The organism is Alteromonas macleodii ATCC 27126 (genome assembly GCF_000172635.2).
GTDB lineage: Bacteria > Pseudomonadota > Gammaproteobacteria > Enterobacterales > Alteromonadaceae > Alteromonas > Alteromonas macleodii.
Genome location: NC_018632.1, coordinates 1,550,402 through 1,566,503, shown reverse-complemented (window position 1 = coordinate 1,566,503; position 16,102 = coordinate 1,550,402). Strand labels below are relative to the sequence as shown.

10 protein-coding genes are annotated in these 16,102 nt (G+C 44.5%); 1 reads left to right on the top strand and 9 read right to left on the bottom strand.

Going from position 1 to position 16,102, the window contains the following annotated elements:
- Positions 1–9 precede the first annotated feature (9 nt).
- The 6 genes from MASE_RS06675 to dapB all read right to left on the bottom strand — a co-directional run bounded on the left by MASE_RS06675 (position 10) and on the right by dapB (position 9,379).
- Positions 10–1,860: a hypothetical protein gene (locus tag MASE_RS06675; protein ID WP_014948984.1), complete on the bottom strand. Its 1,851-nt coding sequence runs from the start codon at positions 1,858–1,860 to the stop codon at positions 10–12.
- A 125-nt stretch (positions 1,861–1,985) separates the two neighbouring features.
- Positions 1,986–2,756: a methyl-accepting chemotaxis protein gene (locus tag MASE_RS06670; RefSeq protein ID WP_014948983.1), complete on the bottom strand. Its 771-nt coding sequence runs from the start codon at positions 2,754–2,756 to the stop codon at positions 1,986–1,988.
- Positions 2,757–3,245: 489 nt separating this feature from the next.
- On the bottom strand, positions 3,246–3,722 hold the full coding sequence (gene greA, locus MASE_RS06660; protein WP_014948981.1) for a transcription elongation factor GreA: 477 nt from the start codon (positions 3,720–3,722) through the stop codon (positions 3,246–3,248).
- Positions 3,723–3,839: 117 nt separating this feature from the next.
- Positions 3,840–7,061 carry a carbamoyl-phosphate synthase large subunit gene (carB, locus tag MASE_RS06655; protein WP_014948980.1) on the bottom strand — a complete coding sequence of 1,074 codons (3,222 nt, stop codon included), beginning with the start codon at positions 7,059–7,061 and terminating at the stop codon, positions 3,840–3,842.
- 13 nt (positions 7,062–7,074) lie between these two features.
- Complete coding sequence (gene carA / locus MASE_RS06650) at positions 7,075–8,205, bottom strand: glutamine-hydrolyzing carbamoyl-phosphate synthase small subunit (RefSeq protein WP_014948979.1); 1,131 nt, start codon at positions 8,203–8,205, stop codon at positions 7,075–7,077.
- Between the two features lie 370 nt (positions 8,206–8,575).
- Positions 8,576–9,379, bottom strand: coding sequence for a 4-hydroxy-tetrahydrodipicolinate reductase (gene dapB, locus MASE_RS06645; RefSeq protein WP_014948978.1), 804 nt, complete (start codon positions 9,377–9,379; stop codon positions 8,576–8,578).
- Between the two features lie 403 nt (positions 9,380–9,782).
- Between dapB and MASE_RS06640 the strand changes: the two genes are divergently transcribed.
- Entirely contained in the window at positions 9,783–10,466 is a 684-nt protein-coding gene (locus MASE_RS06640) for a cytochrome b/b6 domain-containing protein (RefSeq protein WP_014948977.1), read from the top strand.
- On the opposite strand, the gene MASE_RS06635 is transcribed toward MASE_RS06640, so the two are convergent.
- The 3 genes from MASE_RS06635 to MASE_RS20220 all read right to left on the bottom strand — a co-directional run bounded on the left by MASE_RS06635 (position 10,467) and on the right by MASE_RS20220 (position 16,100).
- The gene (locus tag MASE_RS06635; RefSeq protein WP_014948976.1) at positions 10,467–12,371 is read right to left on the bottom strand and encodes a propionyl-CoA synthetase; all 1,905 of its coding nucleotides are present in this window, start codon (positions 12,369–12,371) and stop codon (positions 10,467–10,469) included.
- Positions 12,372–12,560: 189 nt separating this feature from the next.
- The gene (locus MASE_RS06630; RefSeq protein ID WP_014948975.1) at positions 12,561–15,149 is read right to left on the bottom strand and encodes a bifunctional diguanylate cyclase/phosphodiesterase; all 2,589 of its coding nucleotides are present in this window, start codon (positions 15,147–15,149) and stop codon (positions 12,561–12,563) included.
- A 306-nt stretch (positions 15,150–15,455) separates the two neighbouring features.
- Positions 15,456–16,100: a hypothetical protein gene (locus MASE_RS20220; protein WP_232362821.1), complete on the bottom strand. Its 645-nt coding sequence runs from the start codon at positions 16,098–16,100 to the stop codon at positions 15,456–15,458.
- Positions 16,101–16,102 lie beyond the last annotated feature (2 nt).

Below are 16,102 nucleotides of genomic sequence, written 5' to 3'. Positions count from 1 at the left end.
CCTCACTCCTCACTCACTGTCTTTTTCGTTTCGAAGAAAACCTGCACTTTCTTCCGTCTCTTTAAGTGTTAGGCGATCGTCAGGGTTTTTATTAAACGCTCGGGTTTGTTGATTAACTTGATGAATGGTACTTGCATTGGCTAAGTCTGATTCATTAGTGATGGAAGCGATGGTCTCTCTACCGCGTAAGAATGCTTTAATTTCGTCGACGATTTCCTTCAATTCTCCGTCGTTTTTGTTCATTCCCATTACAAAGCGCGGGGCTTCCAGATTGTTCATACCGCTAGTGGCGAATATAGAAGTGTTAATTCGGCTAGTAATGATCCACGGTGTGATACTGCTTCTAACTACGACATTTTCAGACCGTGTAGAATCGTGAATTGCCATACCTGTTGAAACTCTAGACTCGGTATACGTGCCTTCGGTTTTCATGTACATAAGCAAAGAGTTAAAGTTCAGCTCGCCCCAAAACATGTGAGACGCGTTATTTAAAATACTTCCTGCCGCTCTGAAAGTAAGCCAAGCGAATATCAGCATGAGCAAATTATTGACCATAGAAAAAGCATTATTCAACAGTGCGCTGTTATCTACACCGATATTGATAACCAGATGTAGTAGCTCAGCGAGCTGTACGCCAGATGAGTAAAACAATACCGCGGCAACAACGACGGCAACTTGCGCAATAGCGCTCAACGCTACCTTAGCCCCTTTGGGTAATGCTACCCCCTCACTGAGGGTTGGCTGAGTTTCTATCAATAATTCCCCTTCAAAACTACCCTTCCCTTCAGCCTGCTCTTTAAGCTTAGGAACAAAATCGGCGTATATTCTGTTTGGGACTTCCTTGTAACGACGGTTGGCAAGCACGATGTTTTCTATATTGATAAAAATCTCATTGGGATGAACAGACTCTTGCATGTTTGCTCGAAATTCGCTGACTTCAGTTTGTGGTGTCACTAAATCCATGCGCTTTTTAAGTAATGGAAATACAAGACCTATCACCACGCCGATACTGATGAAAAGGTATACAAAGTTCAGCCAAGCGCTAAAAAAAGCGTGTTCTTCAGACCAGTTTTTAAGTTCATTGATATTACTTCCCACCACACCATCGAGAAACACACCCGCACCAAGAGGAAGGACTAGTGCTAATCCAATGATTACACCAATTGACAACCCTCCCGCTTTAGCAAGTTGCGAGTTTCCTTCGTTATGGATGCCCTTTGCCGTAGAGGTCCAGTTGGCAACAAAATAGATAAGCAATACCAAAGAAAGAACAGGCATAACGACAATTTTTGCGACTTCACCTGCAAAGCCATTACTTACTAAAAAATAGACGATGGCGTAGGTAACTAAGCCCACGATAAGTGTCGCCCCCATGGCTAAAATTTCTTGGGCAAGATGGCGTAGCGGGTAAGGTAAGAAAACAAGCTTAGGAAAAACGCTGTGAACTAGCCGAGCGAGCCAGCCTTTTGGCTCCTCAAAGGTAGTATTTCGTCTTCCCATAAGCATAGAGTGCAGTGACTCTTTTGAGTAAAGCAGGGATTTTTGCTCTGCCTGAGCAGCATCTTGTTCAGATTTTGAGAAGTTGTAGGCCAGTGAAGTGGGAACCGTTCTACCTACAAAAAAGCGCATAAGTTGAAGGATACCAACCGCCGTATGGCGTATTCCCGATACCACTAAAACAAAACCAACCGCTAGCAAGGTATAGCCTTTCACCTTGTTGGCGTCAAATATTGCCGGCACTGTGAAAACAACGTAAACCGCTAACAATAGCGTTAAGACACCACCCAGTGTTCTTAGCGCTCCTTCTGTCTTAAATGGGTTCTTTATCCCTAGCGTCTGAGAACCAAAATCATAAGCCATGATGCATCCTTTCGAAAACAAAAGGAAAAATCATACTTAGTGTAAGTAGATTGAGCAATGATTTTAAGTAGAGCGCCCCGCCAGTCAGAGACTACAATTTTTTAAGCTCGGGCTATTAACCGTTCTTAATCTACGTTAAACCCCGCAATAGTGCGTTGCAGTAACTGGTTGTTGCGCTGCATTTCATCAGACAGCTCAGACAATTGTTGTGCAATGTGAAGTTCGTGCCGCGCCGCTTCCTCAACCGCTACTACATCTTTAGCTACCACTTCCGTGGTCACTGACTGTTGCTCGGCCGCAGACGACATATTATTCGCCATAAGCTCAAGCTCGCACGCTGCTTCTTTCACCTTTTCCGCAGTTTGCCGACCTTCAATAGTTGTATTCATTGACGCTTCTATAGATATAACACTCTTGTTGATATCATCGACAACAATTACGCTAGCGTCCTTTAGACTCACTAACAGCGTAGATATTTTATCTGACGATTCCCTGCTACTTTGTGCAAGCTTTCTTACTTCGTCAGCAACGACGGCAAAGCCTCGGCCATGCTCCCCTGCTCTAGCAGCTTCAATTGCTGCATTAAGTGCGAGAAGATTAGTTTGGTCGGAAAGGGTATTGATAGTTTCCAGTATATTTCCTATTTCGCTGACTTTCATTTCCATTTGAGCGGCATTAGATTGAACATTTCGAATATCATCAGAAAGCACTACCATGCTCTTTCGTATATTGTCGTTGGCTAAGAGCGAATGGTCAGCTAAACGATCTAGGCTTTGACTCGCATTAAGCGTTGCCAACGAAGAACTGGCAATCTCACGGCTTGTTACCGCCACCTCTTCAACCGCCGATGCAATATTAGTGGTGAGTTGCTGAGTACTCCCAGCGTCACTTAGCATTTCAGCACACGCCGTTTCTAAATTGTTTGATAATCGAGAGCTTGTGCTTATCGACTGGCCTACCCCCCGAATAAGGTCACGTAAAGCTAAGATGGTTGTGCTAACAGAACGAGATGCATCACTTCTTTCGAAGCAACGGATTAATGAAAAGGTGATAAAACCGATACATCTACAACTGGTTCCAGAGCTAAGTATAGGCCTCTTTGTAAAAGCGGTGGATTTTTATACTAAAAATCGCATGTATTTTGGGATAGGAAAACGCAAAAGTGAGCTAACGGGACAGCGTCATCACTTAATTTTATTCTTATAAGTACGAGCGCAGCAGGAACAGGGCTAACCGTTGAGTTCAATCAATGCTTATTAAACAACAATACACAGGCAAGAAAATTAAAAAACGCTTTGGCTTAACAGATTACAAATCCATGATCGGATTCAGAAGTTTTGTGACGGAAAATATAGCCAGCAGAAGGACTCTGCTGGCTTGCGTAGTTAGATATATTCTACTTCGATGATTTCAACTTCAACTGCGCCGGCTGGCGTTTGAATCGTTACCATGTCATCAAGCTCTTTGCCTATTAGACCACGAGCGATAGGTGAATTAACCGAAATCAAGTTGTTCTTAATATCAGCTTCGTCATCACCAACAATACGGTAGGTGGTTTCTTCATCGGTATCGACGTTTAGAATGGTTACGGTAGTACCGAAAATAACCTTACCCGTATTTTCCATTTTGGTAACGTCGATAATCTGTGCATTTGATAGCTTGCCTTCAATATCTTGAATGCGGCCTTCACAGAAGCTTTGCTGCTCACGGGCCGCGTGATACTCAGCATTTTCTTTTAAGTCACCATGTTCACGTGCTTCGGCAATAGACTCGATAATACGTGGGCGTGTTTTGGTTTTTAGCTCATTTAATTCGTCACGCAGCATTTGAGCGCCGCGCGCTGTCATTGGATACTGACTCATGAATACCGTCTCACTTAGCTAGTAATTTAAACAGAAAAGTGCGCCGCGAAGGCGCACTTTTTATTCGTTCACACAAATGTAATATTGCTAGGATACCTCGTATCCTAGCGTATGTCATTAGTGTTTGAGTCTAGCGTGTAGTTCTTGAACTGACGCCACTTTATTGCGGTCATCAGCAGACTTAGCACGGATAGTTGCGAACGCTGCGTTCATTGTCGTGGTGTAGGTTACCTTGTTTAGCAAGGCTTCACGACGAATGTACACTGAGTCGGTGATGGCTTGACGACCTTCTGTTGTATTAATCAAATACGCGTATTCGCCATTTTTGATTGCATCAACAATATTAGGGCGGCCTTCAGACATCTTATTAACCACAGTACTCATGATGCCTGCATCATAAAGCTCGGTAGCCGTACCGCGGGTAGCTTCAATGCTGAAGCCCGCTTCAACTAACGCTTTTGCCAGTGCGATCATACGAGGCTTGTCGTTATCACGTACTGAAATTAACGCTTTACCTTGCTTAGGTAGTGGCGCACCCGCACCTAAGTTAGCTTTAGCATAGGCTTCTTCGAAGGTATCGCCAACGCCCATTACTTCACCCGTTGAGCGCATCTCTGGGCCTAGCAGTGGGTCAACACCTTGGAACTTAGCAAATGGAAGCACCACTTCTTTCACAGAGTAGAAAGGTGGAATCACTTCTTCTGTTACGCCCTGCTCGGCTAGGCTCACGCCAGCCATTACACGTGCTGCAACTTTAGCAAGAGGTACGCCCGTTGCCTTAGAAACGAATGGAACGGTACGTGCTGCACGAGGGTTAACCTCGATTAGGTATACTTCACCATCTTTAATCGCAAACTGTGTGTTCATCAGACCGACTACGCCAAGTTCAAGCGCCATGGCTTTAACTTGTTCGCGCATGACATCTTGAATCTCTTTTGAAAGCGAGTGTGGAGGTAATGAACACGCAGAGTCACCAGAGTGAACACCCGCTTGTTCAATGTGTTCCATGATGCCGCCAATCACTACGTCTTTACCGTCGCAAATAGCGTCGATATCAACTTCAATAGCATCATCCAAGAAACGGTCTAGCAATACTGGCGCGTCGTTGGACACTTTAACCGCTTCATTAAGGTAACGCTTAAGATCTTTGAGGTCATACACGATTTCCATCGCACGACCACCTAGCACGTAGCTTGGACGAACCACTAGCGGGAAGCCAATCTCTTCAGCCATAGTTAGCGCTTGCTCAACGTTAGTTACCGTGGCATTCGCAGGCTGCTTGAGGTTAAGCTTGTTCACCATTTGCTGGAAGCGCTCACGGTCTTCGGCACGGTCAATCGCTTCTGGTGAGGTACCGATAACCGGTACACCCGCCGCCTCTAGTGCACGGGCAAGTTTAAGTGGCGTTTGACCACCATACTGCACGATAACGCCTTTAGGCTGCTCTTTAGCAACGATTTCAAGTACATCTTCCAGCGTTACAGGCTCGAAGTACAGACGGTCTGATGTGTCGTAATCGGTAGATACTGTCTCAGGGTTACAGTTAACCATAATGGTCTCGTAACCGTCTTCACGCATTGAAAGCGCCGCGTGAACACAGCAGTAGTCGAACTCAATACCTTGACCAATTCGGTTTGGACCGCCGCCCAAAACCATAATCTTGTCTTTGTCAGTTGGCGCTGCTTCACACTCTTCGTCATACGTTGAGTACATGTAAGCTGTACTGGTAGAGAATTCTGCTGCACAAGTATCTACACGCTTGTAGACAGGAGAAATACCAAAGTCACGACGGGTTTCTCGAATATCGCTTTCTGCCACTTTGGTTAGCTCAGCAAGACGCGCATCAGAGAAGCCTTTACGCTTAAGTGCGCGCATAAAGTCAGCATCAATACCCGGTAAACCAAGCTCTGCTACTTTAGCTTCAAGAAGAATAAGATCTTCAAGCTGTACAAGGTACCAGCGGTCGATATTAGTAAGGTTAAATACCTCTTCAACCGTCATGCCCATACGGAATGCATCACCGATGTACCAAATGCGCTCTGCACCAGGCTGACGAAGTTCATAAACCACTTTATTACGTGACTCAGGGTCTTCAAGGTCAACCATTGGGTTCAGGCCTGTCGCACCTACTTCAAGACCACGAAGGGCTTTTTGCAGTGATTCCTGCTGGTTACGGCCAATGGCCATCACTTCACCTACAGACTTCATTTGGGTAGTCAGTCGGTCGTTAGCACCGGCAAACTTCTCAAAGTTAAAGCGTGGGATCTTAGTCACTACGTAGTCAATAGACGGCTCGAAAGAGGCTGGCGTTAGGCCACCTGTAATGTCATTTGCTAATTCATCTAGCGTGTAACCTACCGCAAGTTTCGCTGCCACTTTCGCGATTGGGAAACCTGTTGCTTTAGACGCAAGTGCTGATGAACGCGATACACGCGGGTTCATCTCGATGATTACTACACGACCAGTTTTCGGATCTACACCGAACTGTACGTTTGAACCACCGGTTTCAACGCCAATTTCGCGCAGTACAGCCATCGCTGCATTACGCATTAGCTGGAATTCTTTGTCAGTCAGGGTTTGTGCTGGAGCAACTGTGATTGAGTCGCCGGTATGCACGCCCATAGGGTCGAAGTTTTCGATAGTACATACAATAATGCAGTTATCTGCTTTATCGCGTACTACTTCCATTTCGTACTCTTTCCAACCTAGCAACGATTCATCGATAAGAAGCTCGTTGGTAGGAGAAAGGTCTAAACCACGGTGACAAATTTCATTAAATTCATCAATGTTGTACGCGATACCGCCGCCGGTTCCACCCATGGTGAAAGACGGACGAATGATACAAGGGAAGCCGATGCGGCTTAGTACATCGTGCGCTTCATCCATGCTGTGCGCGATTTCCGCACGTGGACATTCAAGGCCGATGTTTTTCATTGCTTTGTCAAAGCGCTCGCGGTTTTCTGCTTTATCGATTGCATCTGCCGTTGCACCGATGAGCTCACAACCGAACTCTTCAAGTACGCCGTGCTTGTCTAGCTCTAGCGCACAGTTAAGCGCAGTTTGTCCACCCATTGTAGGTAAGATGGCATCTGGACGTTCTTTTTCAATAATCTTGCGAACTACTTCCCAGTGAATAGGCTCGATATAAGTCGCATCTGCCATTTCTGGGTCGGTCATAATGGTTGCTGGGTTAGAGTTAACCAAAATAACACGGTAGCCTTCTTCTCGAAGGGCTTTACACGCTTGCGCGCCTGAATAATCGAATTCACAAGCCTGGCCGATAACAATAGGGCCAGCACCAATGATAAGAATACTTTGTATGTCGGTACGTTTTGGCATAGCGGGCTAATTCCTACTGCTTGTGTTGTTCAATAAGTTCGATGAAGTGGTCGAATAACGGTGCCGCTTCATGAGGACCTGGGCTGGCTTCAGGGTGACCCTGGAAGCTGAACGCAGGCTTGTCGGTGCGGTGAATACCCTGCAGCGACTTGTCGAACAACGAAATGTGAGTTACTTCTAGGTTATCTGGCAAGCTAGACTCATCAACTGCAAAACCGTGGTTTTGGCTAGTGATCATAACTACATTACGCTTAAGGTCTTTAACCGGGTGGTTTGCACCGTGGTGACCAAACTTCATCTTCACTGTCTTCGCACCACTTGCGATAGCAAGTAGCTGGTGACCAAGACAAATACCAAATACAGGCGTACCGGTTTCGACGATAGTTTTGATTGCGGTTACTGCGTAGTCACATGGCTCTGGGTCGCCTGGGCCATTTGACAAAAATACACCATCAGGATTCATGGCTAGTACGTCTTCAGCAGGCGTTTGCGCTGGTACTAACGTAACTTTACAACCGCGGTCAGCTAGCATGCGAAGAATATTATTTTTAACACCGTAGTCAAAAGCAACAACGTGATATTTGAACTCGCTTGGTGTTACATAACCTTTACCAAGTTCCCAACTGCCCTCTGTCCATGTTTTTGGCTCAGTAATACTTACTACTTTTGCCAAATCCATGCCTTTAAGGCCAGGGAAAGCTTTTGCTTGCGCTAGTGCGCTAGACTCGTCTAATTCATCAGAGCAAATAATGCAGCCGTTTTGTGCACCTTTGTCTCGCAAGATACGCGTTAAGCGACGTGTATCAATGTCGGCAATACCCACAACGCCTTTCGCTTTAAGGTATTCAGACAAAGTTTGCTGTTGACGAAAGTTACTAGCAACAAGAGGTAGGTCACGGATGATTAGACCTTTCGACCAGATTTTATCTGCTTCGACGTCTTCTTCGTTAGTGCCGGTGTTGCCAATGTGTGGATAAGTAAGGGTGATGAGTTGTTCAGCGTAGGATGGGTCGGTGAGAATTTCTTGATAGCCGGTCATGGAAGTATTAAAAACGACTTCCCCAACGGCGGAGCCTGTAGCGCCTATCGCCGTACCTTTAAAAACAGAACCATCCTCTAACACCAAAAGGGCAGAATTAGCCAAGTCAACCTCCAGATTAAGGATAACTATGTGTTTGTGCAGTTTTCTGCACAAACCCCACAAAAACGGGAGTTATTGATAACAATACATCCCGTTTTACGATCTTTGCAGCTAATAAAACCGCACTCTTCAGCCATTTTGGCGGCCTCAGAATACGAAATTCTGGCAAATTCCGGCGAGTATACATCACTGACCGAAAATGGCAAATTTATTTGTAATAATTTACTAAAATACCGCTTATACCACGATTTTTGCGCAGAACCACCGAAAGTACGGCTTATTGCTCATTTAAAGTGCAACTTTAGTTTAACACTTTGATAACGCCCTCAAGCTCGCCTGCTAATTTAGCTACAGCATGCTGGCATAAAAACGCCTATAGCTTTAAATCAAGTACATCAACCATGGAGTATAGACCAGGTTCTTTTCCATACAACCACTTCGCTGCATGCACTGCGCCTTTCGCAAAAGTAAGTCGACTTGATGCCTTGTGCGTAATCTCCAGGCGCTCACCAATATCTGCAAATAAGGCTGTGTGTTCACCGACAATGTCTCCGGCTCGAATTGTTGCGAAGCCAATAGTACCTTGGTCGCGTTCAGGCTCTTTTCCTTCTCTGCCGTATACAGCGCAGTTTTTTAAATCACGGCCCAATTCGTCAGCAATGGCTTCACCAATGGCCATGGCTGTACCAGAAGGCGCATCTTGTTTAAATCTGTGATGTGCTTCTGTTATTTCGATGTCAGCCGTTTCACCCAGCACACTTGCAGCTTGTCGAACTAGGGAAAGCATTAAATTTACGCCCACACTGTAATTAGCCGCAAATACGATAGGTATATGCTTTGCTGCTTCGTCGAGTGCCGCCAACTGTGAATCGTTTAATCCAGTAGTTCCAATAACAACAGGCATTTTATTTTTAACGCACCACGTAAGATTACTTTCAATAACCGAAGGCAGGGTGAAATCGATCATTACATCTGCATCATTACCACTTAAATCTGATAGCGCAGTACAATCAACGTCTTTTTTGCCAATGCCCGCAAGTTCGCCCACATTTAGTCCAACCCAAGGTGAATCATCGCGTACCGTTGCCACGCTAAGTTGTGCATCGTCACTTAAATCTAGCGCTTCAACTAAAACCCGTCCCATACGCCCGTTGGCGCCAAATAATCCTACTTTCATTTTTTCGTTTTACACTTTAATAAACCTTCAACTGTGAGGCATTTTGCCAAATGCCGTCACTATTGCAATGTGAGATTCATATTAAATAGGCATAACAAGGAATCGGTAAGATTTAACTAGTACCAATCTGCATAGTTCTATGCCAAAACTTCAGGCTCGGATGTAAAAAAATTCAGTACACGATGCTTAGGACATGTTGAGCTTTACTGCGCATTTTTGATGCAAAGATCAACATGTCCTAATTGCAACACTAAGACAAACAGAGGTTTTCTGCCGTTGGGCCTACTTGTTTTATAGAGTAAGTTAAGCGACGCTATGGCAATTAACAGATGACCGAGTACTTATGCGTCACCGCTGAACGGTAAGTGTGGATAGGTCAGAATACAACCCAACTAAATTTACTATGCAAAAAACTCTTATATGGGATATTCCCACCCGGCTTTTTCACTGGCTTATTGTAGCGAGCCTTTTAGCGCAATATGCAACAGTAGAATGGCTTGAAAACAAAGTGCAATGGCACTTTTACATTGGGTACTTCACCTTATTCCTTATCGTTTTCCGCATAATCTGGGGATTTGTTGGTACGCAACACGCCAAGTTCAGTAGCTTTATTACTGGTCCCAGAACGGTTTTCAATTATATAAAAACCTTATTTAATAGGCAGTCCGAACCCGCTATTGGCCACAACCCTTTAGGCGGATGGTTTGTCGTCGTTATGCTAGTGTTGCTTACCATACAAGCGGTATCGGGATTGTTCATGACCGATGATATTTTCTTAGACGGTCCCTATCGCCAGTTAGCCGGAGAAGAAACACTAGCGCTAATGAACACTCTGCATCACCTTGCCTTTGATGTGTTACTTTACGTTATCGCACTTCATATAGGCGCGGTAATATTTTACAGCGTGTATAAGAAGCAAAAATTGGTTCCTGCCATGGTGCATGGCAATAAGGAGTCAGCAACAGCAGGTATTACTGACTCGCGAATTCTACGTGCTTTTGTTGTGGCGCTCATCGCCGCAGCAGCTGTATATATGGCTATTGAAGTATACCCGCCAGCTCCACAGGCAGATGAATATTACTACTAGCTAAACAGCCGTGGGCTTGTTGACCAAGCCCTTCTCTCGCATGAGCGTCTCAATCTCACTTACGCTTGACGGATCATCGATGGTTGAGGGTACGGCAACAGATTCATTGGCTGCAATTTGACGCAGCAGTTTGCGGAGTATTTTACCTGACCGGGTTTTGGGTAAACGATTGACGACGATGGCTCGCTTAAAGCACGCCACTGGCCCGATTTTATCTCGAACCCGTTGAACCAAATCTTGCTCAAGTGCCTGTTCATCAACGGTAACGCCGTCTTTTAGCAGTACCAATCCAACTGGCAATTGCCCTTTCAGTGCATCATGGATGCCTATTACACTACATTCAGCAATGGCAGGATGTCCTGCAAGCACTTCTTCCATTTCACCGGTAGATAACCGGTGCCCGGCAACGTTTATGACATCGTCGGTGCGACCCATTATAAATACGTAGCCATCTTCATCTACGTACCCGTTATCTCCGGTACTGTAATACCCTTCAAATTCTCGTAAATAGCCATCAACAAACCGTTGATGGTCTTGCCAAATCGTTGTCAAACAACCTGGGGGAAGCGGTAACTTGATAGCAATAGCGCCTTTTTCACCGGTTATTTGCTGTTCATCAGCTCCTTGCAATACCTTTACGTTAAACCCAGGTGTAGGCACGCTTGATGAACCGGGTTTCGTAGCCATTGGCTCAAGCCCCATCGGGTTTGAACAAATTGGCCAGCCAGTTTCGGTTTGCCACCAATGGTCGATAACAGGAACACCTACTTTCTCGCTCGCCCAGAAATATGTTGGCGGATCTAGACGTTCACCCGCCATAAATAAGGTACGCAAGCTCGACGTATTGTATTTAGATAAAAACTCAGCATCAGGGTCCGCTTTTCGTATCGCTCTAAATGCTGTTGGAGCTGCAAAAAGCACATTCACTTTGTGAGACTCTATCATACGCCAAAATGCACCGGCATCAGGAGTGCCAATGGGCTTTCCTTCGTACAGTACCGTCGTTGCGCCTTTTATGAGCGGGCCATAGACAATATATGAATGACCGACCACCCAACCAACATCCGATGCAGCCCAAAAAATATCGTCCTCACTAATACCGTAAATCGCGCCCATTGAATAATGAAGAGCAACCGCGTGCCCGCCATTATCTCGAACGACCCCCTTGGGTTTACCGGTTGTACCTGAAGTATAAAGAACATAAAGCGGGTCAGTTGCATCGACGGCAACAGGAGAAGCTGGCACGCTAGCTTCAACCAGAGAGAGCCAATCGTGGTCAGTTGCTTCATTTAACTCAGCAATTAGCTGAGGGCGTTGATACAACACGCATGCCTGTGGTTTGTGCTCTGCCAATGATATTGCTTCATCAACAAGAGGTTTGTACGGTAGAACTTTATTGCCTTCAATGCCACATGACGCAGTAACAATAACTACCGGTTTTGCGTCATCTATTCGTACTGCAAGCTCATTTGCGGCAAAGCCACCAAACACCACAGAGTGCACAGCTCCCAAACGAGCGCAAGCAAGCATCGCGATCACTGCTTGCGGGATCATGGGCATGTAGATAATCACGCGGTCGCCTTTCGTCACACCCAAGCGAGATAAGCCGCCTGCGAACTCGGCAACACGGTTTAATAGCTCTTTGTAAGTAAAGTGCTGAGTGGTTTGTGTAACAGGTGAGTCATAAATAAGCGCGGTTTTATCGCCACGACCATTTTTTACGTGATGATCAAGCGCTAAATAGCTAGTGTTAAGCTGCCCTCCCCTAAACCAGTCGAAGTAACCATTATCTGTAGGTTGGCATCCTTTTTGAGGAGGTTGAAACCACGCTAGCTTTTGTGCTTGTTCTAACCAAAACTCATCGGGGTGCTGGGTCGAGGCAATATATTCATCTTTATAAGTCATAACCATGTCCTGAGTAGGGTTTATCTTCACCCTACGATAGTTACATGACATCTACTAATAAGACTTCAGGCGTAGATCGACTAACAAATTGATTTACATAAATTTAAACTTTATCTATCCGTTTGATAACAAGAGGTATCGAAGCGGTTGTTTCAACGCATACTTGAATAAGCCCTCGACTGCGTAGGGTCAAATACCTTCTTTATATTGCTTCTCACTAATTTTACTTTTCCAATCACCTACACTCATGGGTTTATCTAAGTAATATCCCTGAAATGCTCCGCAACCACATGCCTTAGCTTGATCTAATTGACCCGTTGTCTCTATTCCCTCAGCTACGGTATTTATGTGCAACGCTTTAGCCATGTTACAAATACTTGTAACTAATAATGTTTTTTGCTGCGAGCCTTCCATCGCTTCGACAAATACCCTGTCTACTTTCAGTTCGGTAATTGGCAAATCTTGAAGATAATTTAAATTTGAGTCACCAAGACCAAAATCGTCGATAGACAAACTAAACCCTTGTTCCGCTAATTCTCTGACGCGACGTTGAATAACGCTCACCCCTCTTATCAATGCACCTTCAGTGAGCTCTAGAGTTAAATTTTTGTGTGACACTCGCCACTTATTTACTATTGCGACAAACTTACTCACAAAATCAGCTCGCGCTAAGTGCTTTGCACTGATATTAACAGACAACTTAGTGTTAATTTTATTTGACTGGCATTCACTAAGTAACCCGCAGGCTTCGTTACACACCCACAGCCCGAGTTCAGCAATAAAATCATTCTCTTCGGCAATAGGAATGAATTCAGAAGGGCTTACTGTACCCATATGAGGATGCTTCCACCTTAACAACACCTCTGAGCTTATAACGTTCTTCGTTGCATCGTATTGAGGTTGTAGCTCAATATATAACTCGTTGTTAGAAATAGCCCTGCTCAGAGAGTGTTTAATGTAATTGTACCGCTCGATATCAATTGCATTAACATGAAAATACTCGTGCTCCGACTTAAAAGTAGAAGTATTTTTTACCTCTCTTAAAGGTTTTCTCGACAATAGTTCTTTTATCTTTTTAAACGAAAAATGCTTCGTTGGAACCGTGCAACTTATGGTTTGCGTTTCAATATTTAAGAGGCTGTTGTGCAGGGTTATTGGCGCTAGCACGTGATCGTGGATAAGAATAGCGCAATCGTGTGCAGCATTTAGAGACTGTGCTTCTTCACTAAAATATTGATGAAGATGAATATAAAAAGCGCCTCTCTCACATTTGAATATACTGGCTGAATTGCGCTTGTTAATTTCGAATATGCGAATGAAGCGACTAGCCAAAATTCTCAGAATATAGTCTATCGTTGGCTCTCCAAACGCATTTTCGTATTCTTTTATGTTACAGATAGCAACGCGCATAAACGTGGCAAATGGTTTAGATGACTTGTCGTCATGAGCTTTATCGCCAAGGTATCGCTCAAATTGGTGTAAGTTCGGAAGACCTGTCACCGTATCGATTAAAGCGAGTTGTTTGTAATGCTCAATTTCGTGGTTTTGATTAGTGATATCGCGCACTGAGGCGATAATTAATTGTTGATTATGTACAGAGCATTTCGACAAATTAACTTCACAGGCAATACGTTTACCATTTTTATGGCGAAGACATTCGTTTACCGAGCCATTTTCGCTACACCATGCTAAACCCGCTGGTATGTTTATGAAACAAGAAGGCGCATCGGTATTTTGCACCTTGGTTGATATTAATTTTATATCTTGCCCAATCAGCTCTTCGGGCTCAAAGCCTAATACAGAATAAACGCGTTCATTTGCAGTTAGAATAGTGCCATGTTCATCTATGCTTAACACCACGCTATCCACATTATTCAATAAACTGGTCAGATAATCTGTGTAGTTATGTTGTGAATCCGATAGACGCTGTATTTCCGTTTCATCCTGCACTGCGCCATAAAGCCGGGTTAATTTAATTCCGCTAGCATTTCCTCGCTGAACCTGTAAGAACACGGTTAGTTTTATACTTTTTCTGCGACCTTGCTTGTCGTGAAATTCAAAGTGCTTTACGAACTCTCTATCTTCTTTAAGCGCTTTAAAAACGCGCTGCTTTAAGTCTCTTCTATCACTCGAGGTAAGCATATCGAGCACTTCATTAATGCCGACGCTTTTTACACGAGGTAAGCCTAATAAGGCTTTCATCACCTCAGTCAGAGAGAGTACGCCTGTGAATCTGTCAATCTCCCACGCGCCCACTTTAGAAATTGAACTCACCTCTTCTAACAAGGCAAGCTGTTCGGATAACTTGTCTGAATAGGGATGACGCGCCAGCTCATATTGGTAACTAAGCTCTACTTTTTGGCGCGTAATATCTATCAATGTATGTTGTAGAGGGCTCAATACACTGTGGCGTACAAAAGTGAGAACAACACCCATTACTTCATTTTGCATATCTCGCACGGTAGCAACTACTACATAGCTATCAGCATAATGTTCGAGTGAAGGGGGAAAGATAAAATCTTTGCAAGGTATTGGAGCGCTCAAAGGTGTAAGCGGGAGCATGAGCAATACATGTGAAGGAAAAACAACACTCTCGGCTTCTAATGATAGGTGGTTTACGTCGCAAGATAATACCGTTGCTCTTCCATTGCTAGGGTTTACCGAGGCAAGTAATATACACAGAGCCTCTGTTTTCGTTCGACTTTCATTGAGCAACACAGAAATGTTTTGCTGTGTTGTGCGCATGGTTGACAACATGCGTTCACTGCGTAAATCCATCTAAGCAAACCTTTTGATATCTCTTCGAATTCAGCACAAACGATAGCAGCACGACAATAAAAGGATGAAAAGTTGTGTCGTGGTTTTAAGCGCTTTACAAGTTTTGCTGTTTCAGTTGTCTACGAGCTGTTTTATATTTTTTAAAAGCAGGACCTGCGAAGATTGGGTACCTAAACGCGTACCTTCAGTCGAAGAAAATTATCGCCAAGCCTGAGTGTTTAACATAGCCAAGAATTGTACAAATTTCCAGCAAAAACCCATTGAAACGTTTCGAACCCGTGGAAAGTTCTTATTATTACGAATTAACTATTTGAAATCCGGGATAGTACTTGAGAGCTCTTTTATCTGAACAGGATCTAACACTACTGAGCTTAGCGCGCTAGAAACAGTTTGCGTGGGAAGGGCTGTATTCTTGCTAAAAAATTCACGGTCACGCAACTTGAATTTACGCGTTATTGTCGGATACAAGTAATTTTCTGTCAGCCAAAGGACTGCCGCTACTTCTGGACCCGCCGCCATAAGACCCGCAGCGAAAAAGCCTACGCCAATAGCGACCCTCGCAACTGCAGATTCCGATTGCTTTTCACCAAACAACGATGACAACTGCTTCGAATAGGCACGAGCCTCAGCAGTTAAACACTCTTCTGTACCTTGCCCAGAAAAATAGTCATCTTGAGCTTGACGGTATGCTCTCAACTGTTTGCCGACATCGCTAAACGGAGATACTAGTTCCGCCCATTTTGGCCCGCTATTCATTGATATATTTTGCGGTACACGCAATCCGGGTATTGAAACGTGCTGCATTTGTAACTCTTGATCTACTTTGGATAAATCAGCAAACGCTGAGCTAAATCGTGTTTCGACCAAAATTTGCTGTTTCGACAAAGACGTCTGGCTGCCCAAGCAAACACCGAAATTGTAGTGATACGCCTCACAGGCCAGGTGCATCATAG

Bases quoted from the DNA above. Each gene is read 5' to 3' on its own strand.
- MASE_RS06675 (WP_014948984.1), bottom strand. From the start codon at position 1,860: ATGGCTTATGATTTTGGTTCTCAGACGCTAGGGATAAAGAACCCATTT.
- MASE_RS06670 (WP_014948983.1), bottom strand. From the start codon at position 2,756: ATGCTAAGTGACGCTGGGAGTACTCAGCAACTCACCACTAATATTGCA.
- greA (WP_014948981.1), bottom strand. From the start codon at position 3,722: ATGAGTCAGTATCCAATGACAGCGCGCGGCGCTCAAATGCTGCGTGAC.
- carB (WP_014948980.1), bottom strand. From the start codon at position 7,061: ATGCCAAAACGTACCGACATACAAAGTATTCTTATCATTGGTGCTGGC.
- dapB (WP_014948978.1), bottom strand. From the start codon at position 9,379: ATGAAAGTAGGATTATTTGGCGCCAACGGGCGTATGGGACGGGTTTTA.
- MASE_RS06640 (WP_014948977.1), top strand. From the start codon at position 9,783: ATGCAAAAAACTCTTATATGGGATATTCCCACCCGGCTTTTTCACTGG.
- MASE_RS06635 (WP_014948976.1), bottom strand. From the start codon at position 12,371: ATGACTTATAAAGATGAATATATTGCCTCGACCCAGCACCCCGATGAG.
- MASE_RS06630 (WP_014948975.1), bottom strand. From the start codon at position 15,149: ATGGATTTACGCAGTGAACGCATGTTGTCAACCATGCGCACAACACAG.
- MASE_RS20220 (WP_232362821.1), bottom strand. From the start codon at position 16,100: ATGATGCACCTGGCCTGTGAGGCGTATCACTACAATTTCGGTGTTTGC.